Raw genomic sequence first — 18,241 nt, forward strand, 5'->3', positions numbered from 1 at the left:
ATTGGAGGAGCGTGCACATGAGCCAGTACTTCTGGAGGCCGTGCTGAACGCGTTACAGCCTCGCGCAGGTGGCGTGTACGTGGACGCGACCTTTGGCCGCGGCGGCCACGCCGGCGCCATTTTGCGGGGACTGGGTGATGAGGGTCGACTGCTGGCCATGGATCAGGATCCGGAAGCCGTGGCCGTAGCGGAAAAAGAATTTGCCGGCGATGACCGGTTTGAAATAAGGCGCGGACCTTTTTCGATGTTGGGACAGTACGTGCAGGACTTGGGACTCATTGGGCAGGTCGACGGAATTCTGTTGGACCTGGGGGTCTCGTCTCCCCAACTGGATGAACCAGCCCGCGGCTTCAGCTTCAGGCATGCCGGACCTCTGGACATGCGTATGGATCCGGATCGCGGTGAATCGGCAGCCGATTGGCTGAATCGTGCAACGGAACAGGAAATCGCGCGGGTGATTCGCGACTATGGCGAAGAGCGGTTCGCCCGTCGAATCGCCCGTACCGTTGTCGCCGAGCGCGAACAGGCTCCCATCGAAACCACCGAGCAGCTTGCAGCGATTTGTGTTCGCGCCGTGCCCACGCGCGAACCCGGAAAGGATCCGGCCACGCGAACCTTCCAGGCCATCCGTATCCATATTAATCATGAACTCGACGAGCTCGAGTCGGCGTTGCCGCAGGCGGTGGAGGTGCTGCGGGAGGGCGGAAGACTCGCGGTCATCAGTTTTCATTCGCTCGAAGACCGGATCGTGAAGAGGTTTATGCAGAAAGAGGCGCGCGGCGACGAGTTTCCTCCCGACCTTCCGATTCCACAATCGGAGCTGAAACCACGTTTGCGGATCGTCGGCAAACCGGTGAGGGCCGGTACCGAGGAGGTGCAGCGCAATCCGCGGGCCCGCAGTGCGGTTCTTCGCGTCGCCGAACGAATCGGAGTCCGGCCATGAACCGGCGCGTTGTCATTCTCGCCGCCTGCCTGACCGTGACCGCCATCACCGTCATCGAATTGCGCCACCGAAGCCGGGATCAGTTCGCCGAGCTTCAGCAGCTGCTTGCCCAAAGGGATGCGCTCAACACGGAATGGGGACGTCTATTGCTGGAGGAGGGGGCCTGGTCCCAGCATCGACGGGTCGAGGCCATCGCGCGCACGCGTCTGGGGATGACCACGCCGGATTCGAAGCAGGCAGTGGTCCTGGATCTGCGTGCCGGTGGAGACAAGCCATGAGCGGGGCAATGAGTATGTCGTCGCGGTTCCGGGCCTGGCTGGTGTTGCTTGCCCTCGCACTGTCAATGGGTGGTCTTGTCACACGCGCTGCGTGGCTACAGATCTTCCACGCCGACTATCTACAGCGGCAGGGCAACTCGCGTTACCTGCGTGTGGTCAAGGACGTACAGCCCCGGGGAATGATTCTGGACCGCAACGGCGAACCCCTGGCGGTCAGCACCCCGGTGGATTCCATCTGGGCCCAGCCCGAGATACTGGCGCAGGCGCGGACCCATTGGCCGGCGCTGGCGCGCAAGCTTCACATGAGTACGCGGGAGCTCGCGCGGGCGGTTCGCCGTTACAAAGGCAAAGAGTTCATGTATCTCCGGCGCCAGGTGGCCCCGGAATTCGCCGACGCCGTTCTTGCATTGGATGTCCCCGGCGTTTCCGTGGTGCACGAATACCGCCGCTACTATCCTGCCGGCGCAGCGGCGGGTCACATACTCGGTTTCACCAACGTTGACGATCATGGCCAGGAAGGACTGGAGCTTGCCTTCGATAAATGGTTGTCGGGCACGCCCGGACTCAAGCGGGTGCTGAAGGACCGCTATGGAAAGATCGTGGAACCGGTGGAAAGCATTTCGCTTCCCAGGCGCGGCAAGGATCTGCGCATCAGTATTGATCGCCGCATCCAGTATCTTGCCTACCGCGAACTCAAGCATGCCGTGGAACTGCACAACGCGCGGGGCGGTACCGCCGTAGTCATGGATGCCCGTACGGGTGAGATCCTGGCCATGGTGAGCCAGCCCGGGTTCAATCCGAACAACCGGACCGATCTGCACGGACGGCTGGTACGCAACCGTTCGGTCACCGATGTATTCGAACCGGGTTCCACGCTGAAGCCGTTTACCATCACCACGGCCCTGGAGACGGGCGAGTACAAGCCCGGCACGCTGATCAATACTTCGCCCGGTCGCCTGCGCATCGGCGCCAATACCATCACTGATGTCGACAACTTCGGATGGTTGACGGTGACCCGGGTCATCGAGAAGTCCAGCAACGTGGGCGCGGCCAAGATCGCGTTGGATATTGGCAAGCAGCCCTTGTGGAACATGCTGGTGCGTCTCGGTTTCGGAAAGGAAACGGGAAGTGGTCTGCCCGGTGAGGTGAGTGGATTGCTGCGACCGCCAAGGGAATGGGCCCGGGTAGATAATGCCACGCTCGCCTTTGGCTACGGCATTTCCGTGACCACATTGCAACTCGCCCGCGCGTACTGTGTCCTGGCAAACGGTGGATACCTGCTCACCCCTTCCATCTTGCCGACGGATGCGCCGCTCAATCGGCGATACGTCGTAGACACGTCCCTGACGCACAAGGTGCGTGCGATGCTGGAGAAGGCGGTTAGCGTAAAGGGCACCGGACACAGGGCGGACATTCCTTATTACCATATCGCCGGCAAGACCGGGACCGTGAACAAGCTGGTGGATGGGCAGTATGCCGAGCGCCGGCACATGGCGCTGTTCGCCGGATTCGCCCCGGCCACCAATCCGCGCCTGGTCATGGTGGTCACGGTGGACGAGCCAGTACGCAACGGCTACTTCGGTGGCCAGGTCGCAGCGCCGGTGTTTCATAGCGTGATCTCCGGTGCCCTACGTCTGCTGAATATCGCACCGGACGATGCGCCGCATATCCGGCCCCAGCTTGTGCAAAGCCGGGACGGGAGGGCGACATGAACGCGGGCGATCGCAAGTTGTCCGATCTCCTGCAGGGAATGCTGGCCGTTCCCGCGGAACTGGATTGCGGGATTCGCGGTCTGGCGCTGGATAGCCGCCAGGTCGAACCCGGTACCTTGTTCCTCGCCTTCCCCGGAATCCGGGCCGACGGACGCGACTACATCGAGGATGCGAAGGCCCGCGGCGCGGTTGCCGTGGTGTTCGAAGGGGGTGACGGCTACGCGCTCGCGGACATGGGACTGCCGGCCCTGGCGGCCGACGGTCTGGCACAGATGGTCGGCAGGATCGCGGACCGCTTCTATGATTCGCCTTCATCGGGACTGACCGTGATCGGCGTCACGGGGACCAATGGCAAGACCACGGTCAGCCACCTGGTTGCGCAGGCACTGGATGGCAAGTCCGGTCGCTGCGCCGTCATTGGAACGTTGGGCAACGGCTTTCCCGGTGCCCTGGACCAGACCCTGCATACCACGCCGGACGCAATCACGCTCCATCGCCTGATGGCGGAGTACCGGTCCGCCGGAGCCACGGCCGTGTGCGTGGAGGTCTCTTCCCACGCACTCGAGCAGGGGCGGGTCGGTGGCGTCCGCTTCGACATCGCGGTGTTTACCAACCTTTCGCGCGACCACCTCGACTACCACGGAGACATGGACAGTTATGGTGCGGCGAAGGCTCGACTCTTCGAGATCGCCAGCCTGCGGCTGGCGGTCATCAATGAAGACGACGAGTATGGACAAGGTCTGCTTGCGACAGTCGGCAAACGGCTTGCAACCGTCGGCTACGGTCTTCGGGCCGGCGAGTTCCGAGCGACCCGGGTGCAGGCGACCCATGCCGGTCTGGAAGTGAGTGCCACCACACCTTTGGGAGGCTGCGAGCTGCGCAGCCCGCTGTTCGGGCGCTTCAACGCATACAACCTGCTCGCGGCCCTGGCGGTGCTGGTCCACTGTGAGCTGGATCTCAACGACGCCGCCCGGCGTCTGGGCTCGGCCCATGCGGTGGCCGGCCGAATGGAGCGCTTTGCGGGTAGCGAACAGGCGCCACTGATCGTGGTCGACTATGCCCATACCCCGGATGCCCTGGAGAAGGTGCTTATCGCACTTCGAGAGCACACCGAGCGGCAGCTGTGGTGCGTGTTCGGTTGCGGTGGCGATCGCGATCGCGGGAAGCGGCCGCAGATGGGTGCGGTTGCTGAACGACTGGCGGATGCGGTCATCCTGACCGACGACAATCCGCGCCACGAATCCCCGGCCGTCATCGTCGGAGAGATCCAGGCCGGCATGAAACGGTCGGCGCCGGTTGTACACAATCGCGCCGAGGCGATCCGCAGCGCGTTTTCGCGGGCCGGTGCCGGCGACATCGTTCTGGTCGCCGGGAAGGGGCACGAGGACTACCAGCAGTTCGGCGACGAACGTCGCCCGTACAGCGACCGGGAAACGGTGCGGCAACTTATGGGGGAGGCGGCGTGATGTCCCTGCACGAGGCCGCGAACGTATTGAAGGCGCGACTGCACGGCAGCGATGCGGTGTTTACCGGCGTGGATACCGATACCCGCCGCCTGCGACCGGGCGATCTTTTTTTCGCCCTAAAGGGCCCGCGTTTCGACGGTCATCTCTTTCTGGGTGAGGCCGCGGCGGCGGGCGCGGTCGGGGCGGTGGTCAGCCGCGAGATTGAGGCGCCGCTATCGACCGTGGAGGTGGCAGATACACGGGTGGCCCTGGGTGAGCTGGCCGCTCACTGGCGCGCACGGTTCGAGTTCCCCGTGATCGCCGTCACCGGCAGCAACGGCAAGACCACCGTCAAGAACATGATCGCCTCCATCATGGCACAAACCGGTCCGGGCTCTGCGACCGAGGGGAACCTGAACAACGACATCGGTGTACCGCTGACCCTGCTCAAACTGAAACCGGAACATCGCTATGCCGTGGTCGAGATGGGAATGAACCATCGCGGTGAGATCGCCTATCTGACGAACCTTGCCCGGCCGACGGTGGCCGTGATCACCAATGCCGGCGCCGCGCATCTTGAGGGGCTGGGCTCGGTGGAGGCCGTTGCCCGTGCAAAAGGAGAGATCTTCGCCGGTCTGGCAAGGGACGGGATCGCGGTGATCAATGCCGACGATGAATATGCCGGCTTGTGGCGGGAACTTGCCGCACCCCGGCGCTACATCACCTTTGGCCTTGAGAACAAGGCGGACGTCAGCGCGCAGTACCAGTCCCTTGCGGACGGAAGCACGATTCAACTCACCACCGAAATGGGGGAAGTGGAAATGAAATTACCATTGCTCGGGAGACACAACGTGATGAATGCAGTGGCGGCTGCCAGCGCATCCCTGGCGGGAGGCGCCAGTCTGGCCGATATTCGTCAGGGCCTGGAGAAGCTCAAGGCCGTGGCTGGCCGGCTGGAGATCAAGCAGGGCATCAACGGGGCGCGCATTCTCGACGATACCTACAACGCCAACCCGGCGTCAGTCGCCGCGGGACTGCAGGTCCTGCGTGAAGCATCGGGCGAGCGCGTACTGGTTCTCGGAGACATGGCCGAACTGGGTGAGGCCGCGGAAGAAATTCATCGCCGCGTCGGTGAGATGGCGCGCCGCGTCGGTGTGGAGCGACTGCTCACGGTGGGGACGCTGAGTGCCGCCGCGGCGGAGGCCTTTGGCAAGGGCGCGAAACATTTTGCCTCGCACGAGGAATGTGCCGATGCCCTGCTGGACCTGCTCCATGGCGAGGTGACGGTGTTGATCAAGGGCTCGCGCAGCATGCACATGGAAGATGTGGTGCGGCGCGTCGTGCAGGCGGACCAGGGATAAGACGGGGACGGGACCAGGACAGTGCTGTATCACCTGTTCGAATATCTGTCGCGGGACTTCAGTTTTCTGAACGTCTTCCGCTACCTGACCTTTCGGGGGATTCTCGGGGTGCTGACCGCGCTCGTGATCTCGTTCTGGATTGGTCCGGGCATGATTCGCCGTCTCGGCTATCGTCAGTTGAGCCAGACCATCCGCGACGACGGACCGGAAACCCATCTGGCCAAGGCGGGCACGCCGACCATGGGCGGGGCGATGCTGCTGGTCGCCATCGGAATCTCCACGCTCTTGTGGTCGGACCTTACCAATCGATTCGTGTGGACGGTTCTGCTCACCACGCTTGCCTTCGGCATTGTGGGCTTCATCGACGACTACAAGAAGATCATCAACAAGGATCCCCGCGGTATCGGCGCCAGGGCCAAGTTTTTCTGGCAGTCCGTAGTGGGGCTTGGTGCGTCCGTGTTCCTGTATGTTTCCGCCACCGCGCCGGCGGAGACACAGTTGATCGTACCGGTTTTCAAGAATGTCGCGATCCATCTCGGTCCGGGCTTCGTCATTCTTTCGTACCTGATGATCGTGGGCTTCAGCAACGCCGTGAACTTCACGGACGGGCTCGACGGCCTGGCGATTCTTCCTACGGTCATGGTGGCGGGAGCCCTGGCGGTGTTCGCCTATGCCACCGGCAATATCCAGTTCTCCCAGTACCTGGGGATTCCCTACATCGCGGGAGCCGGCGAAGTGCTGGTCTTCTGCGCCGCGCTGGTAGGCGCCGGACTCGGGTTCCTCTGGTTCAACACTTATCCGGCGCAGGTGTTCATGGGCGACATCGGAGCGCTCGCCCTGGGTGCGGCCCTGGGTGTGATTGCCGTGGTGGTGCGCCAGGAAATCGTGTTGCTGATCATGGGCGGCCTGTTCGTCATGGAAACCGTATCCGTGGTTCTGCAGGTGGTGTCGTTCAAACTGGTGGGCAAGCGGGTGTTTCGCATGGCGCCGCTGCACCACCACTTCGAACTCAAGGGTTGGCCGGAGCCGCGTGTCATCGTGCGGTTCTGGATCGTGACCGTAATTCTGGTCCTGATCGGGCTGGCCACCCTGAAGGTGCGATGACATGGGGGCAGAGGAACTGGCGGTGAGCACAAGAGGGCATGCACTGGTGGTGGGCGTTGGCAAGACCGGCTTGTCGTGCGTTCCCTTTTTGCTGCAGCAAGGGTACACGGTCGAGGTCGCGGACACCCGTGATGCACCGCCCATGTTGCCTGCCCTGCAGCATTCTTTCCCCCACGTGCCCGTTCACACGGGCGGTCTGGACCCCGAACGCCTGCGCCAGGCCGATCTGCTGGTCGTGAGCCCGGGTGTATCGGTACACGAACCGGCGATCGCCAATGCCGGTGTGGAGATCGTGGGCGATATCGAATTGTTTGCCCGTGTCGCAAAGGCGCCCGTGCTGGCGGTGACCGGTTCCAATGGCAAGAGCACGGTTACCGCCCTGCTTGGCGAGATGGTGCAGCACGCGGGTTTCGTGACCCGGGTGGGTGGAAACATCGGTGTGCCGGCACTGGAGCTGATCGAGGCCGACGAGCCCGATGTCTATGTACTGGAGTTGTCCAGCTTCCAGCTGGAGACCACCTCCACCCTGTCCCCACGGGCCGCCACGGTACTGAACGTCAGCGCCGATCACATGGATCGCTATGGCGACGTTGAGGCCTATGCCGCCGCCAAGCGCCGGATCTTTCATGGCGATGGTGTCATGGTGCTCAATGCCGATGATCCCCGCGTCATGGCCATGGCCGAACCGGGCCGCACCGTCGTGCGATTCACAACGGGCGAGCCGCCGCGGGAACAGGACTACGGTGTGGTGCAGCATGAGGGTGAGGTCTGGCTGGCCCGGGGCGATACACCGCTGCTGCCGGCATCGGCCCTGCGCATTGACGGGCGCCACAACATCGCCAACGTTCTCGCGGCCCTGGCGCTGGCCGAGGCCGCGGGCGTCGAGCCTGCGCAGGGGGCTGAGGCGGCCAGGTCCTTTGCCGGTCTTCCGCACCGCTGCCAGCTTGTGGCCGAGGTCGGCGGGATTCGCTGGATCGACGATTCCAAGGGCACCAATGTCGGTGCGGCACTGGCGGCCCTGGCCGGAATGGATCGGCCGGTGGTGTGGATCGCCGGCGGCGAGGGCAAGGATGCGGACTTCTCCCATCTGCGCACCGTCGTCGCCGAGCACGTGCGTGCCGCTGTCCTCATTGGCCGCGATGCGGCACTGATCGAGCGTGCCCTGGGTGGTGCGGTACCGGTCTATCGCGCGGCCGACATGCAAGATGCCGTGCGCCAGGCGCAGGGTCTGGCCCGATCGGGAGATGCCGTACTGCTTTCGCCTGCCTGCGCCAGTTTCGACATGTTCCGCAATTACGAGCACCGTGGCGAGGAATTCGCTGAAGCGGTGCGGGATCGGTTGCAGCCATGAGCAGCGCCCTGTTTACCTGGGTACAAACCCGCACCGCCGGCCACCGCCGGCCACCGGCCGATCCGTGGCTGATGGGGGCGGTCGGGACCTTGCTCCTGTTCGGTACCGTGATGGTCTATTCCGCCTCGATCAATCTCGCAGCGCGGGAAACGGGCCATGACGCCTACTTTCTGTTTCGCCACACGCTGCATGTATGTGTCGGGCTCGGTGTGATGTGGTTGACCTCACGCAGTCGCCTGACTTTCTGGGAGCGCAGCGGCCCGGCATTTCTCATCGTCGCCGTCATCCTGTTGGCTGCGGTCATCATTCCCGGACTCGGCACCCACATCAACGGCAGCACGCGCTGGTTCCGTTTCGGTGGCGTCGCCCTGCAACCGTCCGAGTTGGCCAAGGGCTTTATGGTTATCTATGTCGCCGGCTACCTGGTCCGGCGACAGGAACAGTTGCGCCAGTTCACCCAGGGAATCCTGATGATAGGCATCGTCCTGGCCGTGGTCGGCATGCTGCTCCTGCAGGAGCCTGATCTCGGGACCATGGTCGTGATCGTCAGTACGGTGCTGGCCATGTTGTTCCTCGGCGGGGTGCGCCTGTGGCATTTCATGGTGTGCATAGCCGCTGGCATCGCTTCCGTGGGCATCCTGACCCTGATCTCGCCCTATCGCCTGGAACGGGTGACCGGATTTCTCAATCCCTGGGCGGATCCGTTCAATACCGGCTTCCAGTTGGTGCAGGCACTGATCGCTTTCGGTCGCGGCGAATGGTTCGGCGTCGGGCTCGGCGCCAGTGTGCAAAAGCTGTTCTACCTGCCCGCTGCCCATACCGATTTCCTTCTGGCCGTAATTGCAGAGGAGTTGGGCTTTGTGGGCGTACTTGGGGTCATGGCGCTGTTCACCATTCTTGTGTTTCGCGCCTTCGCCATCGCGCGCGCGGCGGAAAACGTGGGGCTGGAGTACGGCGCGCGTCTGGCCCAGGGCTGCGGTCTGCTGCTCGGTTTGCAGGCCATGATCAATATGGGAGTGAACCTGGGCGTGTTGCCGACCAAGGGTCTGACCTTGCCGCTGATGAGCTACGGCGGCAGCAGCATGGTTTCGAGCTGCTTTGTCGTCGGACTTCTGTTAGCGGTCGACCGGACCGTGCGCGCGCAGGGAGGTGTGCGATGAGTACGATCCTCATTACGGCTGGTGGCACCGGCGGACATGTCCTGCCGGGGCTCGCCGTGGCGCGCCGACTGCACCACAGCGGCATCCAGGTCGTATGGATGGGTACGCGCCGCGGTCTGGAGGCCAAACTCGTTCCGCCGACCGGAATCCACATGGAATGGATCGCGATCCAGGGTCTGCGCGGACGCGGACTGCTGGGCTGGTTGCTGTTGCCGTTTCGGGCCCTGTACGCCATGACCCAGGCCGCGATCATTCTCCTGCGCCGCCGGCCAGCGGCGGTCCTTTGCATGGGCGGTTTCGTATCGGGACCGGGCGGGCTGATGGCCTGGGTGCTTCGCCGGCCCCTGGTCATCCACGAGCAGAATGCCGTTCCCGGATTCACCAATCGCATCCTGTCCCTGTTCGCCACCCGGGTGTTGGTGGGATTCCCGGAAACTTTCCGTCACATCCCGGGCGTGCAGCATGTGGGCAATCCGGTCCGGCCGGAGATCAGCGCGATCGCGGCGCCGGAGGATCGGATGGGGGACCGTAGGGGGCCGCTCAGGGTGTTGCTGTTGGGCGGCAGCCAGGGCGCGCGCGCCCTGAACCGGGTGTTGGCACAGACCTACAGCAAGCTGGCCGGGGAAAACCTGGTGGAAATCTGGCATCAAAGTGGCGAGCGCTGGCTGGACGAAACCCGCGCTGCCTATGGGGCGCATGCGGACCAGGTCCGGTTGTCTCCCTTCATCGACGACATGGCGGCCGCCTACGAGTGGGCCGACATCGTGATTTGCCGTGCCGGCGCCATGACCGTGGCGGAACTGACGGCAGCGGGAGTGGGCGCCATCCTGGTTCCGTTTCCCCATGCCACGGACGATCACCAGACGGCCAATGCGCGATTCCTGGCCAGCCGGGACGCGGCCGTATTGCTCCCCGAACTCGAGTGCACGCCGACGCGGCTGGCCGAGGTGTTGCGCGACCTGGCAAGCGAGCGCGCCGCCGTGTTGCAAATGGCACAGCACGCCCGCGAGTGTTCCACGCCCGATGCGGACGAGACCATCGCCCGGATCTGTGAGGAGGTGAGGCGTGCGTGATCGGGTAAAACACATTCACTTCGTTGGCATCGGGGGCGTGGGGATGTGCGGCATCGCCGAAGTCCTGCACAACCTGGATTACACGGTGACCGGGTCCGATGCCGCCGAGAGCGCCAACACGCGACACCTGCGGGAACTGGGCGTGCACCTATCCATCGGCCACGATGCGAGCCATGTTGGCGATTCCGACGTGGTCGTCATTTCCTCTGCGGTTGCGGGGGGCAATCCCGAAGTGCAGGAGGCCCGTGCGCGCAAGATCCCGGTGATCCCGCGTGCCGAGATGCTGGCCGAGTTGATGCAGTTGCAGCGGGGTATCGCGGTGGCCGGTACCCACGGCAAGACCACCACCACCAGTCTCATCGCCAGCCTGCTCGCAGAAGGGAATCTCGATCCGACCTTTGTTATCGGGGGGCGCCTGCTCAGCGCAGGTTCCCACGCGCGCCTTGGCCATGGCGAATATCTGGTGGCCGAGGCGGACGAGAGCGATGCTTCCTTCCTGCATCTGCACCCGTTCATCAGTGTGGTGACCAACATCGATGCCGATCATCTTGGCGCCTACGGTGGCGATTTTGCGCAACTGAAAAAGGCCTTCGTCGATTTCTTGCACAACCTGCCGTTTTACGGATTGGCCGTGCTGTGCGTGGATGACCCGGTGGTTCGGGAAATCCTCCCGCAGGTTCACAAACCCGTGTTGACCTACGGAACGCGACCCAAGGCGGATATTCGCGCCAGCGAGATCACGCAGGAAGGCGGCCGCACGCGGTTTCGCGTTTCCCACGGAGAGCGCGAGGACTGGCTGGATATCACGCTCAATCAGCCGGGCAAGCACAATGTCCTGAATTCACTGGCGGCCATCGCCGTGGCCAATGCCATCGGCGTAAGCGACGAGGCGATCACAAACGGATTGCACAACTTCGCCGGCATCGGCCGCCGGTTTCAGATCTACGGCGAAATTCCGTGGAACGACGGAAACGTACTTCTGGTGGACGACTACGGTCACCATCCGCGCGAGGTGGCCATGACCATTGATGCCGCACGCCGCGGCTGGCCGGAGCGCAGGCTGGTGGTGGTGTTCCAGCCTCATCGCTACACCAGAACCCACGACCTGCTCGACGACTTCGCGGCCGTGTTCAGCGACCTCGAACCCCTTTTGATCACGGAGGTCTATGCCGCGGGCGAACAGCCCATCAGCGGAGCGGACGGTCGCACGCTATGCCGTACGATTCGCGCGCGCGGTCTGACCAATCCGATCTTCGTGGAGAATCTTGAGACTCTACCGCAGGTATTGCGCGGCGTGCTGCAGCCAAATGACATCCTGCTTACCATGGGCGCCGGCAACATCGGCCAGCTCGCCGCGAGTCTGCCCGAGCAGCTGAAGGAGGTCGTGTGAACGTAGCGGCCAATGTAATGCACGGACAGCTGAAGCGGAACGAACCGATGTCGCGCCATACCAGTTGGCGTGTCGGCGGCCCGGCGGATTGTTACTACCATCCCGCGGATCTTCAGGATCTGTCCCGGTTTCTGGGCACGCTGCCCGAGGGCGAGCCCGTGTACTTCGTCGGCCTGGGCAGCAACCTGCTGGTGCGTGATGGCGGCGTGCGCGGGACGGTAGTCGCGACCTCCGGAGCGCTGGGGGATCTGGAATTGATGGAGGCCGGTTTGGTGCGCGCCGAGGCGGGTGTCGCCAGCGCCAAGGCCGCCCGATTCTGTGCCCGGCACGATCTGGTTGGTGGGGAATTTCTTGCCGGAATTCCCGGGACCATTGGCGGCGCCCTGGCGATGAACGCCGGCGCCTTTGGCGGCGAGACCTGGAACATTGTGGCCGCGGTGGAAACCATCGATGTCCATGGCCAGATTCGCACGCGTACACCGGACGACTTCACCATTGCCTATCGCTCGGTCCACGGACCGGAAGGTGAGTGGTTTGTCGCCGCCCATTTCCGCTTGCGGCCGGGCGATGGAAGCCATGCAAAGGCTGAGATCAAGCGCCTGCTTGCGCAGCGGGGCAGCAGTCAGCCGACCCAGACAGCCAACGCCGGTTCCGTTTTCAAGAATCCTCCGGGCGACCATGCCGCGCGCCTGATCGAGGCCACTGGGCTCAAGGGTATCTGCGAAGGCGAGGCCTGCGTTTCGGACATGCATGCCAACTTCATCGTCAATACCGGCGGTGCCCGTGCCGCCGATATTGAACGTCTCATCGAACGCGTCCGGCAGGCCGTGCACGAAGCCCACGGCGTCCTGCTGGAACCGGAGGTACGTATCGTGGGGGAGGCCGAATGAGCGCGCGTGGTCTCGGCAAGGTGGCGGTCCTGATGGGCGGACCCTCGGCGGAACGGGAGGTTTCCCTGCGCAGCGGCGCCGCCGTACTCGCCGCCCTGCAACGCCGCGGTGTGGATGCCCATGGGATCGACGCCGGTCGCGATGTGCTCAAACAACTTGAGCAGTAAGCAAAGGTATTCTAACATCAAGGTCTCTTGAATCTGTTGTAGCAAAATACCTGATAAACGATAAACAAGCAGAAAATTGGTGATGTATTACGTGAAAATTATTAATCCAGTGACTTCACAAAATATCTTACTGAAAAAGTGCATCAGACTAACGGTCAAGATGAAACATTCGAACAGAAACTGTCAGGTGCCTTAATCACGCTGGGGCCTCTACAGATGACTTTTAATTTTACCGGCAATTTCTTCAAACTCCTCTTTTACTGGGCCTGCCGATGGCGGTAAAACCCAATGCGCAGGGATCCAGTGTCGGCGTAAGCAGGGTAGACCGGCGCGAAGAACTTGCCACCGCCTGGGAGATGGCGCGCGCCCTGGACCCGGTTGTGCTGGCGGAGAGCTGGATTACCGGGAAGGAGCTCCACGCCGCCATTCTTGACAACGAGCCGCTGCCCCTGGTGTGGGTGGAGGCGCCTGGCGGTTTCTATACCTACGACGCGAAGTACAACTCCGACGCCACACGCTACCACTGCCCGAGCGGCCTTGACCCGGAGGTCGAGGAGAGGGTTCGCATGCTGGCCCTGCAGAGCTTTCACCTGCTCGGTTGTCGCGGCTGGGGGCGGGTCGATGTGCTGCTGGACGAGTCATCACACCCGTATGTGCTGGAGGTAAACACCCTGCCGGGTATGACGGACCACAGCCTGGTACCCATGGCGGCACGGGAAGCGGGCATGGATTTCGATGAACTGGTGATGCGAATTCTGGAGGGCAGCCATGGCGAGCGTTAATCCGGTCCCGCAGCTCAATCTGACCCGGTCCCTGTTTAATACTGGCCTGGTGCTGTTCTGGTCCCTGGTGGCGCTCGCGGTTGTGCTCGTGGGCCTGGACTGGGCATTAAAACCCGATACCTGGCCGGTGCGCAGCGTGAGTTTCCAGGGCCCGTTTCACCACGTGAGCCGGGGTCAGCTGGAAAACAGCGTGGTGGGCCAGTTGGCGGGCAATTTCCTGAGCGCGGACCTGCCCCGCGTGCAACAGACCGTCGAAGCCCTCCCCTGGGTGGATCAGGCCTGGGTCAGTCGTCGCTGGCCCAATGGCGTTCAGGTGCGCTTTACGGAGCAGCACTTCGTGGCGCGCTGGGGCGATTCGGCATGGGTCAATGGCAAGGGCAAGGTGGTCCGGCTTCCGCAAGACGACGGACCGGAGGATGTGGTGGGCCTGGCCGGACCGGAAGGCAGCGCCCCCCGGGTGTTGAAGCAGTACCAGGACCTCGAATCCATGTTCGCCGCGGCGGGCCTGCACGTCGACAAGCTTACGCTCAGCGACCGGCGTACCTGGAGCCTGGAACTGCACAACGGAATCTCCCTGGAATTCGGGCGCGAATCCCTGCAGCGATCCGCACAACGCTTTCTGCTGGCCTATCCCTATCTGGCCGCGTACATGGGGCGCATACGTCGAATCGACCTGCGCTACGCCAACGGTTTTGCCGTGGGGTGGAAGAGGGGGCAAGCGGTCCCCATCCGTCTCGCATCCAGCAACGAGAGGTGAACGATGTCGAAAAAGGATAACGAACGTCTGGTGGTCGGACTGGATATTGGCACGTCCAAGGTCCTGGCCATCGTCGGCGAGGTCACCGCGGACGGAGAGGTGGAGATCATCGGCGTTGGCCACCACCCCTCACGAGGCCTGAAAAAGGGAGTGGTGGTGAACATCGAATCCACCGTCCAGTCGATCCAGCGTGCGGTCGAGGAAGCGGAGTTGATGGCGGGATGCGAGATCCATTCCGTCTTTGCCGGGATCGCCGGAAGCCATATCAGCAGTTTCAATTCCCACGGAATTGTCGCGATCAAGGACAAGGAAGTGGGTGCAAGCGACGTCGAGCGTGTCATCGAGGCTGCGCGGGCGCTCGCTATCCCGGCGGACCAGAAGGTACTGCACATCATTCCGCAGGAATACATCATCGACAAGCAGGAAGGGATCCGCGAGCCGGTCGGTATGAGTGGCGTGCGCCTGGAAGCCAAGGTGCACATCGTCACTGGCGCGGTCAGCGCGGCACAGAACATCATCAAGTGCGTTCGCCGCTGCGGGCTGGAAGTGGACGACATCATTCTCGAGCAACTCGCCTCCAGCATCGCCGTCATCACCGACGACGAGAAGGAGCTGGGCGTGTGCCTGGTGGATATCGGTGGCGGTACCACGGACATCGCCGTGTTCACGGACGGGGCTATCCGTCACACAGCAGTCATTCCCATCGCCGGCGACCAGGTGACGAATGACATTGCCGTGGCTATGCGCACGCCCATGCAGCATGCCGAGGAAATAAAGAAACAGTATGGCTGCGCGCTGACGCAACTGGCGCGTACCGACGAGACCATCGAGGTTCCCAGCGTCGGAGACCGTGCTCCGCGCAAGCTCGCACGCCAGACCCTTGCCGAGGTGATCGAACCACGCATCGAGGAGCTGTTCACCCTGGTTGCGGCGGAGCTGCGTCGCAGCGGATTCGAGGATCTTGTGGGGTCGGGTGTGGTGCTTACCGGTGGTAGTTCCAAGCTGCAGGGAATGGTGGAACTGGCCGAAGAGGTGTTTCACATGCCGGTACGGCTGGGCCTGCCCCACAACGTAAGCGGCCTGAGCGGCGTCGTTGAGAACCCGATGTATGCCACCGGTGTCGGCCTGGTCCAGTTTGGCGCCAGACATCGTGGCGGGTCCGAGTTCGTGCAACAACCCGGCCGGTCTTCGCCGGGAATGAAGGGTGTACTGAGTCGAATGAAGAGCTGGTTTCAGGGAAATTTCTGATCGTGAGCGGAAGATTTTCTTTTAACGGGTGCAACAATCGGAGGAGCGACACATGTTTGAACTGATGGATACATACGGCCCGCAGGCCGTGATCAAGGTGATAGGCGTGGGAGGCGGAGGTGGCAATGCCGTCGACCACATGGTCCACGCGAGTATCGAAGGTGTGGAGTTCATCAATGCCAACACGGATTCCCAGGCGCTGGGCAAGACCCGGGCAGGGACCATCCTGCAACTGGGCGCAAGCCTGACCAAGGGGCTCGGGTGCGGTGCCGATCCCGATGTCGGTCGCCAGGCTGCGGTGGAAGACCGTGAGCGCATCGCCGAGGTATTGAACGGCGCCGACATGGTGTTCATCACAGCCGGCATGGGCGGCGGAACCGGAACGGGGGCGGCGCCCATTGTTGCGCAGGTTGCACGGGATCTCGACATCCTGACGGTGGCGGTCGTGACCAAGCCATTCCCCTTCGAGGGACGCAAGCGCATGGCAGTGGCGGATCAGGGCGCGAAGGATCTGGCGCAGTTCGTCGATTCCATTATCACGATTCCGAACGAGAAGCTGCTGACTGTGCTTGGCAAGGAGGCCACCTTGCTGGATGCCTTTGGCAAGGCCAACGAGGTTCTGCAGGGCGCGGTTCAGGGGATTGCCGAACTGATCACCCGCTCGGGCCTGATCAACGTCGACTTTGCCGATGTCCGCACGGTGATGTCGGAGATGGGCATGGCCATGATGGGATCGGCCTCTGCAGGTGGTGACAACCGGGCGAGTGAAGCGGCTATGGCTGCGGTGGCGAGTCCGCTGCTGGAAGACATCAACATCTCCGGCGCCCGCGGCATCCTGGTGAATGTGACTGCCGGCCCCGACATGTCCATCGGCGAGTTCGAGGAGGTGGGCAATACCGTCAAGGAGTTCGCCTCGGAAGACGCAACCGTGGTTATGGGTACGGTCATCGATCCGGAAATGAGTGGAGAATTGAGGGTTACCCTGGTGGCGACCGGCCTGGGCCGTGAGGCCAAGCCGAAGCAGCCCTACCGGGTGATCAAGACCGGAACCGGGACCACGGATTTCGAGGATCTCGATACCCCGACCGTGATCCGCAAGCGGCGCGACCATGAGGATGCCGCCGCCGCGGATTCGGTGGAGTACCTGGATATACCGGCCTTTCTGAGAAAGCAGGCCGACTAGCCCGGTCTCCTGTGTCGCAAAGGACAGGGACGTCCACTTTTTTCGGTACCCCGGGGTTCACCCGGCCCCGGGTTACCGGCTTTCCTTCCCATTCCCGTAATGTCGCCTTCAAGTCACTGATCGGTGGTGTTTTTTCTCCTGCGATTGGAGATCGTCCGTGTTTGCGGGCAGTCGCTGGACCATGCCGGTTTTCGTCGATCCGTGCGTTTATCGGGGCACATCGACCGGACGTAGGGTCGCTTGCGGGCGCAAGCTGGACAGGTTCTAGAAATTGCCTTTAAATACATGGAATACCTAGGGAGTTTCCTATAAAGTTCCACGTTCCCGCGGGACTCATGCCTGTGGGGCAGGGTGATTGATCTCTGGGGACGGTCTGGTTTGCGCAAGAATCCCGGCTATAGTGGGATGGCGAAAGCGCGGTGTACGAACAATAAAATGATTCGACAAAGAACGCTGAAAAACACAATTCGAGCTACCGGTGTCGGCCTGCACACCGGTGACAAGATCTATCTGACCTTGCATCCGGCGCCTGTAGATACCGGCATTGTGTTTCGCCGAACCGATCTTAAAGAACCCGTCGATGTAAAAGCCTGTCCCCAGAACGTAAGTGATACCCGCCTTTCCACCACCATTGAAAAAGATGGTGTCCGAATCTCCACCATTGAACACCTGATGTCCGCCTTTGCCGGTCTGGGCATCGACAATGCATTGATCGAGTTAACGGCGGCCGAAGTCCCGATCATGGATGGTAGTGCAGGCCCGTTCGTTTTTCTCCTGCAGTCCGCCGGGATCGAGGAGCAGTCGGCACCAAAACGTTTTCTTCGTATCAAGCGCAGGATCGAGGTAAAGGAAGACAACAAGTGGGCGGTATTCGAGCCGTTCGACGGTTTCAAGGTATCCTTCACCATCGATTTTGATCATCCCATGTTCCAGAGCGCCCAGCAGACCGCGACCCTGGATCTGTCGACCACCTCATTCGTGAAAGAGATCAGTCGGGCGCGCACTTTCGGTTTCATCGCGGAGGTGGAAGCGTTGCAGAAAGCGGGATTTGCCCGTGGTGGCGGGTTCGACAATGCGGTTGTTCTCGACGATTTTCGGGTGCTGAACGAAGACGGTCTGCGCTATGACGATGAATTCGTGAAGCACAAGATTCTGGACGCGATCGGGGATTTGTATCTGCTTGGTTATCCCCTCATTGGCGCGTTCAGCGCGTATCGTTCGGGACACTATATGAACAATCGCCTGCTGCGCGCCCTGATGGCACAGACCGATGCGTGGGAACTCGAATCCTTTGAAGAGAATGAGGAAGCGCCGATCGCCTTCGCGGCCGGTGCAATTCCCGCAGGCTAATCGCATGCCGATTTCCGAAACACGAATCCGCCCGGTACGAACCGGTA

17 protein-coding genes are annotated in these 18,241 nt (G+C 62.4%); all 17 read left to right on the forward strand.

Translation table 11 applies throughout. The annotated features are described in order from the left end of the window. The first annotated feature begins 1 nt into the window (after position 1). The 17 genes from rsmH to lpxC all read left to right on the forward strand — a co-directional run bounded on the left by rsmH (position 2) and on the right by lpxC (position 18,194). Positions 2-943: a 16S rRNA (cytosine(1402)-N(4))-methyltransferase RsmH gene (gene rsmH, locus P8X48_06555; protein ID MEJ2106977.1), complete on the forward strand. Its 942-nt coding sequence runs from the start codon at positions 2-4 to the stop codon at positions 941-943. Next, positions 940-1,221, forward strand: a complete 282-nt coding sequence (gene ftsL / locus P8X48_06560; GenBank protein ID MEJ2106978.1) for a cell division protein FtsL — start codon at positions 940-942, stop codon at positions 1,219-1,221. The genes rsmH and ftsL overlap by 4 nt, the downstream gene beginning before the upstream one ends. Beyond that, entirely contained in the window at positions 1,218-2,933 is a 1,716-nt protein-coding gene (locus P8X48_06565) for a penicillin-binding protein 2 (protein MEJ2106979.1), read from the forward strand. Before ftsL ends, P8X48_06565 begins: the two co-directional genes overlap by 4 nt. After that, positions 2,930-4,399, forward strand: coding sequence for a UDP-N-acetylmuramoyl-L-alanyl-D-glutamate--2,6-diaminopimelate ligase (locus P8X48_06570; GenBank protein ID MEJ2106980.1), 1,470 nt, complete (start codon positions 2,930-2,932; stop codon positions 4,397-4,399). The genes P8X48_06565 and P8X48_06570 overlap by 4 nt, the downstream gene beginning before the upstream one ends. Next, on the forward strand, positions 4,399-5,739 hold the full coding sequence (gene murF, locus P8X48_06575) for a UDP-N-acetylmuramoyl-tripeptide--D-alanyl-D-alanine ligase (GenBank protein MEJ2106981.1): 1,341 nt from the start codon (positions 4,399-4,401) through the stop codon (positions 5,737-5,739). The genes P8X48_06570 and murF overlap by 1 nt, the downstream gene beginning before the upstream one ends. A 21-nt stretch (positions 5,740-5,760) precedes the next feature. Beyond that, positions 5,761-6,843, forward strand: coding sequence for a phospho-N-acetylmuramoyl-pentapeptide-transferase (gene mraY, locus P8X48_06580; GenBank protein ID MEJ2106982.1), 1,083 nt, complete (start codon positions 5,761-5,763; stop codon positions 6,841-6,843). A 22-nt stretch (positions 6,844-6,865) separates the two neighbouring features. After that, on the forward strand, positions 6,866-8,194 hold the full coding sequence (gene murD / locus P8X48_06585; protein ID MEJ2106983.1) for a UDP-N-acetylmuramoyl-L-alanine--D-glutamate ligase: 1,329 nt from the start codon (positions 6,866-6,868) through the stop codon (positions 8,192-8,194). Further along, entirely contained in the window at positions 8,191-9,354 is a 1,164-nt protein-coding gene (ftsW, locus tag P8X48_06590) for a putative lipid II flippase FtsW (protein ID MEJ2106984.1), read from the forward strand. Before murD ends, ftsW begins: the two co-directional genes overlap by 4 nt. Beyond that, on the forward strand, positions 9,351-10,427 hold the full coding sequence (murG, locus tag P8X48_06595) for an undecaprenyldiphospho-muramoylpentapeptide beta-N-acetylglucosaminyltransferase (protein MEJ2106985.1): 1,077 nt from the start codon (positions 9,351-9,353) through the stop codon (positions 10,425-10,427). Before ftsW ends, murG begins: the two co-directional genes overlap by 4 nt. Continuing rightward, entirely contained in the window at positions 10,420-11,817 is a 1,398-nt protein-coding gene (gene murC / locus P8X48_06600) for a UDP-N-acetylmuramate--L-alanine ligase (protein MEJ2106986.1), read from the forward strand. Before murG ends, murC begins: the two co-directional genes overlap by 8 nt. Then, positions 11,814-12,707 (forward strand): UDP-N-acetylmuramate dehydrogenase, encoded by an 894-nt coding sequence (gene murB, locus P8X48_06605; protein ID MEJ2106987.1) that lies wholly within the window; start codon positions 11,814-11,816, stop codon positions 12,705-12,707. Before murC ends, murB begins: the two co-directional genes overlap by 4 nt. Next, a complete protein-coding gene (locus P8X48_06610) occupies positions 12,704-12,874 on the forward strand; it encodes a hypothetical protein (protein MEJ2106988.1) in 171 nt (56 codons plus the stop codon). Before murB ends, P8X48_06610 begins: the two co-directional genes overlap by 4 nt. 272 nt (positions 12,875-13,146) lie before the next feature. Continuing rightward, positions 13,147-13,656, forward strand: coding sequence for an ATP-grasp domain-containing protein (locus tag P8X48_06615; GenBank protein ID MEJ2106989.1), 510 nt, complete (start codon positions 13,147-13,149; stop codon positions 13,654-13,656). Continuing rightward, complete coding sequence (locus tag P8X48_06620) at positions 13,643-14,413, forward strand: cell division protein FtsQ/DivIB (protein ID MEJ2106990.1); 771 nt, start codon at positions 13,643-13,645, stop codon at positions 14,411-14,413. The genes P8X48_06615 and P8X48_06620 overlap by 14 nt, the downstream gene beginning before the upstream one ends. Positions 14,414-14,416: 3 nt before the next feature. Then, entirely contained in the window at positions 14,417-15,661 is a 1,245-nt protein-coding gene (ftsA, locus tag P8X48_06625) for a cell division protein FtsA (GenBank protein MEJ2106991.1), read from the forward strand. A 52-nt stretch (positions 15,662-15,713) separates the two neighbouring features. Further along, complete coding sequence (gene ftsZ, locus P8X48_06630; GenBank protein ID MEJ2106992.1) at positions 15,714-16,844, forward strand: cell division protein FtsZ; 1,131 nt, start codon at positions 15,714-15,716, stop codon at positions 16,842-16,844. A gap of 435 nt (positions 16,845-17,279) precedes the next feature. After that, complete coding sequence (gene lpxC, locus P8X48_06635; GenBank protein ID MEJ2106993.1) at positions 17,280-18,194, forward strand: UDP-3-O-acyl-N-acetylglucosamine deacetylase; 915 nt, start codon at positions 17,280-17,282, stop codon at positions 18,192-18,194. The last annotated feature ends 47 nt before the right edge of the window (positions 18,195-18,241 follow it).

The sequence above is a fragment of the Acidiferrobacteraceae bacterium genome (assembly GCA_037388825.1).
Classification (GTDB): Bacteria; Pseudomonadota; Gammaproteobacteria; order Acidiferrobacterales; family JAJDNE01; genus JARRJV01.

What these genes read in the sequence shown, in the direction of transcription:
- ftsW (MEJ2106984.1), top strand. Translation starts at nt 8,191, where the DNA reads ATGAGCAGCGCCCTGTTTACCTGGGTACAAACCCGCACCGCCGGCCAC.
- P8X48_06570 (MEJ2106980.1), top strand. Translation starts at nt 2,930, where the DNA reads ATGAACGCGGGCGATCGCAAGTTGTCCGATCTCCTGCAGGGAATGCTG.
- murF (MEJ2106981.1), top strand. Translation starts at nt 4,399, where the DNA reads ATGTCCCTGCACGAGGCCGCGAACGTATTGAAGGCGCGACTGCACGGC.
- lpxC (MEJ2106993.1), top strand. Translation starts at nt 17,280, where the DNA reads ATGATTCGACAAAGAACGCTGAAAAACACAATTCGAGCTACCGGTGTC.
- murG (MEJ2106985.1), top strand. Translation starts at nt 9,351, where the DNA reads ATGAGTACGATCCTCATTACGGCTGGTGGCACCGGCGGACATGTCCTG.
- ftsL (MEJ2106978.1), top strand. Translation starts at nt 940, where the DNA reads ATGAACCGGCGCGTTGTCATTCTCGCCGCCTGCCTGACCGTGACCGCC.
- P8X48_06610 (MEJ2106988.1), top strand. Translation starts at nt 12,704, where the DNA reads ATGAGCGCGCGTGGTCTCGGCAAGGTGGCGGTCCTGATGGGCGGACCC.
- ftsA (MEJ2106991.1), top strand. Translation starts at nt 14,417, where the DNA reads ATGTCGAAAAAGGATAACGAACGTCTGGTGGTCGGACTGGATATTGGC.
- ftsZ (MEJ2106992.1), top strand. Translation starts at nt 15,714, where the DNA reads ATGTTTGAACTGATGGATACATACGGCCCGCAGGCCGTGATCAAGGTG.
- P8X48_06565 (MEJ2106979.1), top strand. Translation starts at nt 1,218, where the DNA reads ATGAGCGGGGCAATGAGTATGTCGTCGCGGTTCCGGGCCTGGCTGGTG.
- P8X48_06615 (MEJ2106989.1), top strand. Translation starts at nt 13,147, where the DNA reads ATGGCGGTAAAACCCAATGCGCAGGGATCCAGTGTCGGCGTAAGCAGG.
- P8X48_06620 (MEJ2106990.1), top strand. Translation starts at nt 13,643, where the DNA reads ATGGCGAGCGTTAATCCGGTCCCGCAGCTCAATCTGACCCGGTCCCTG.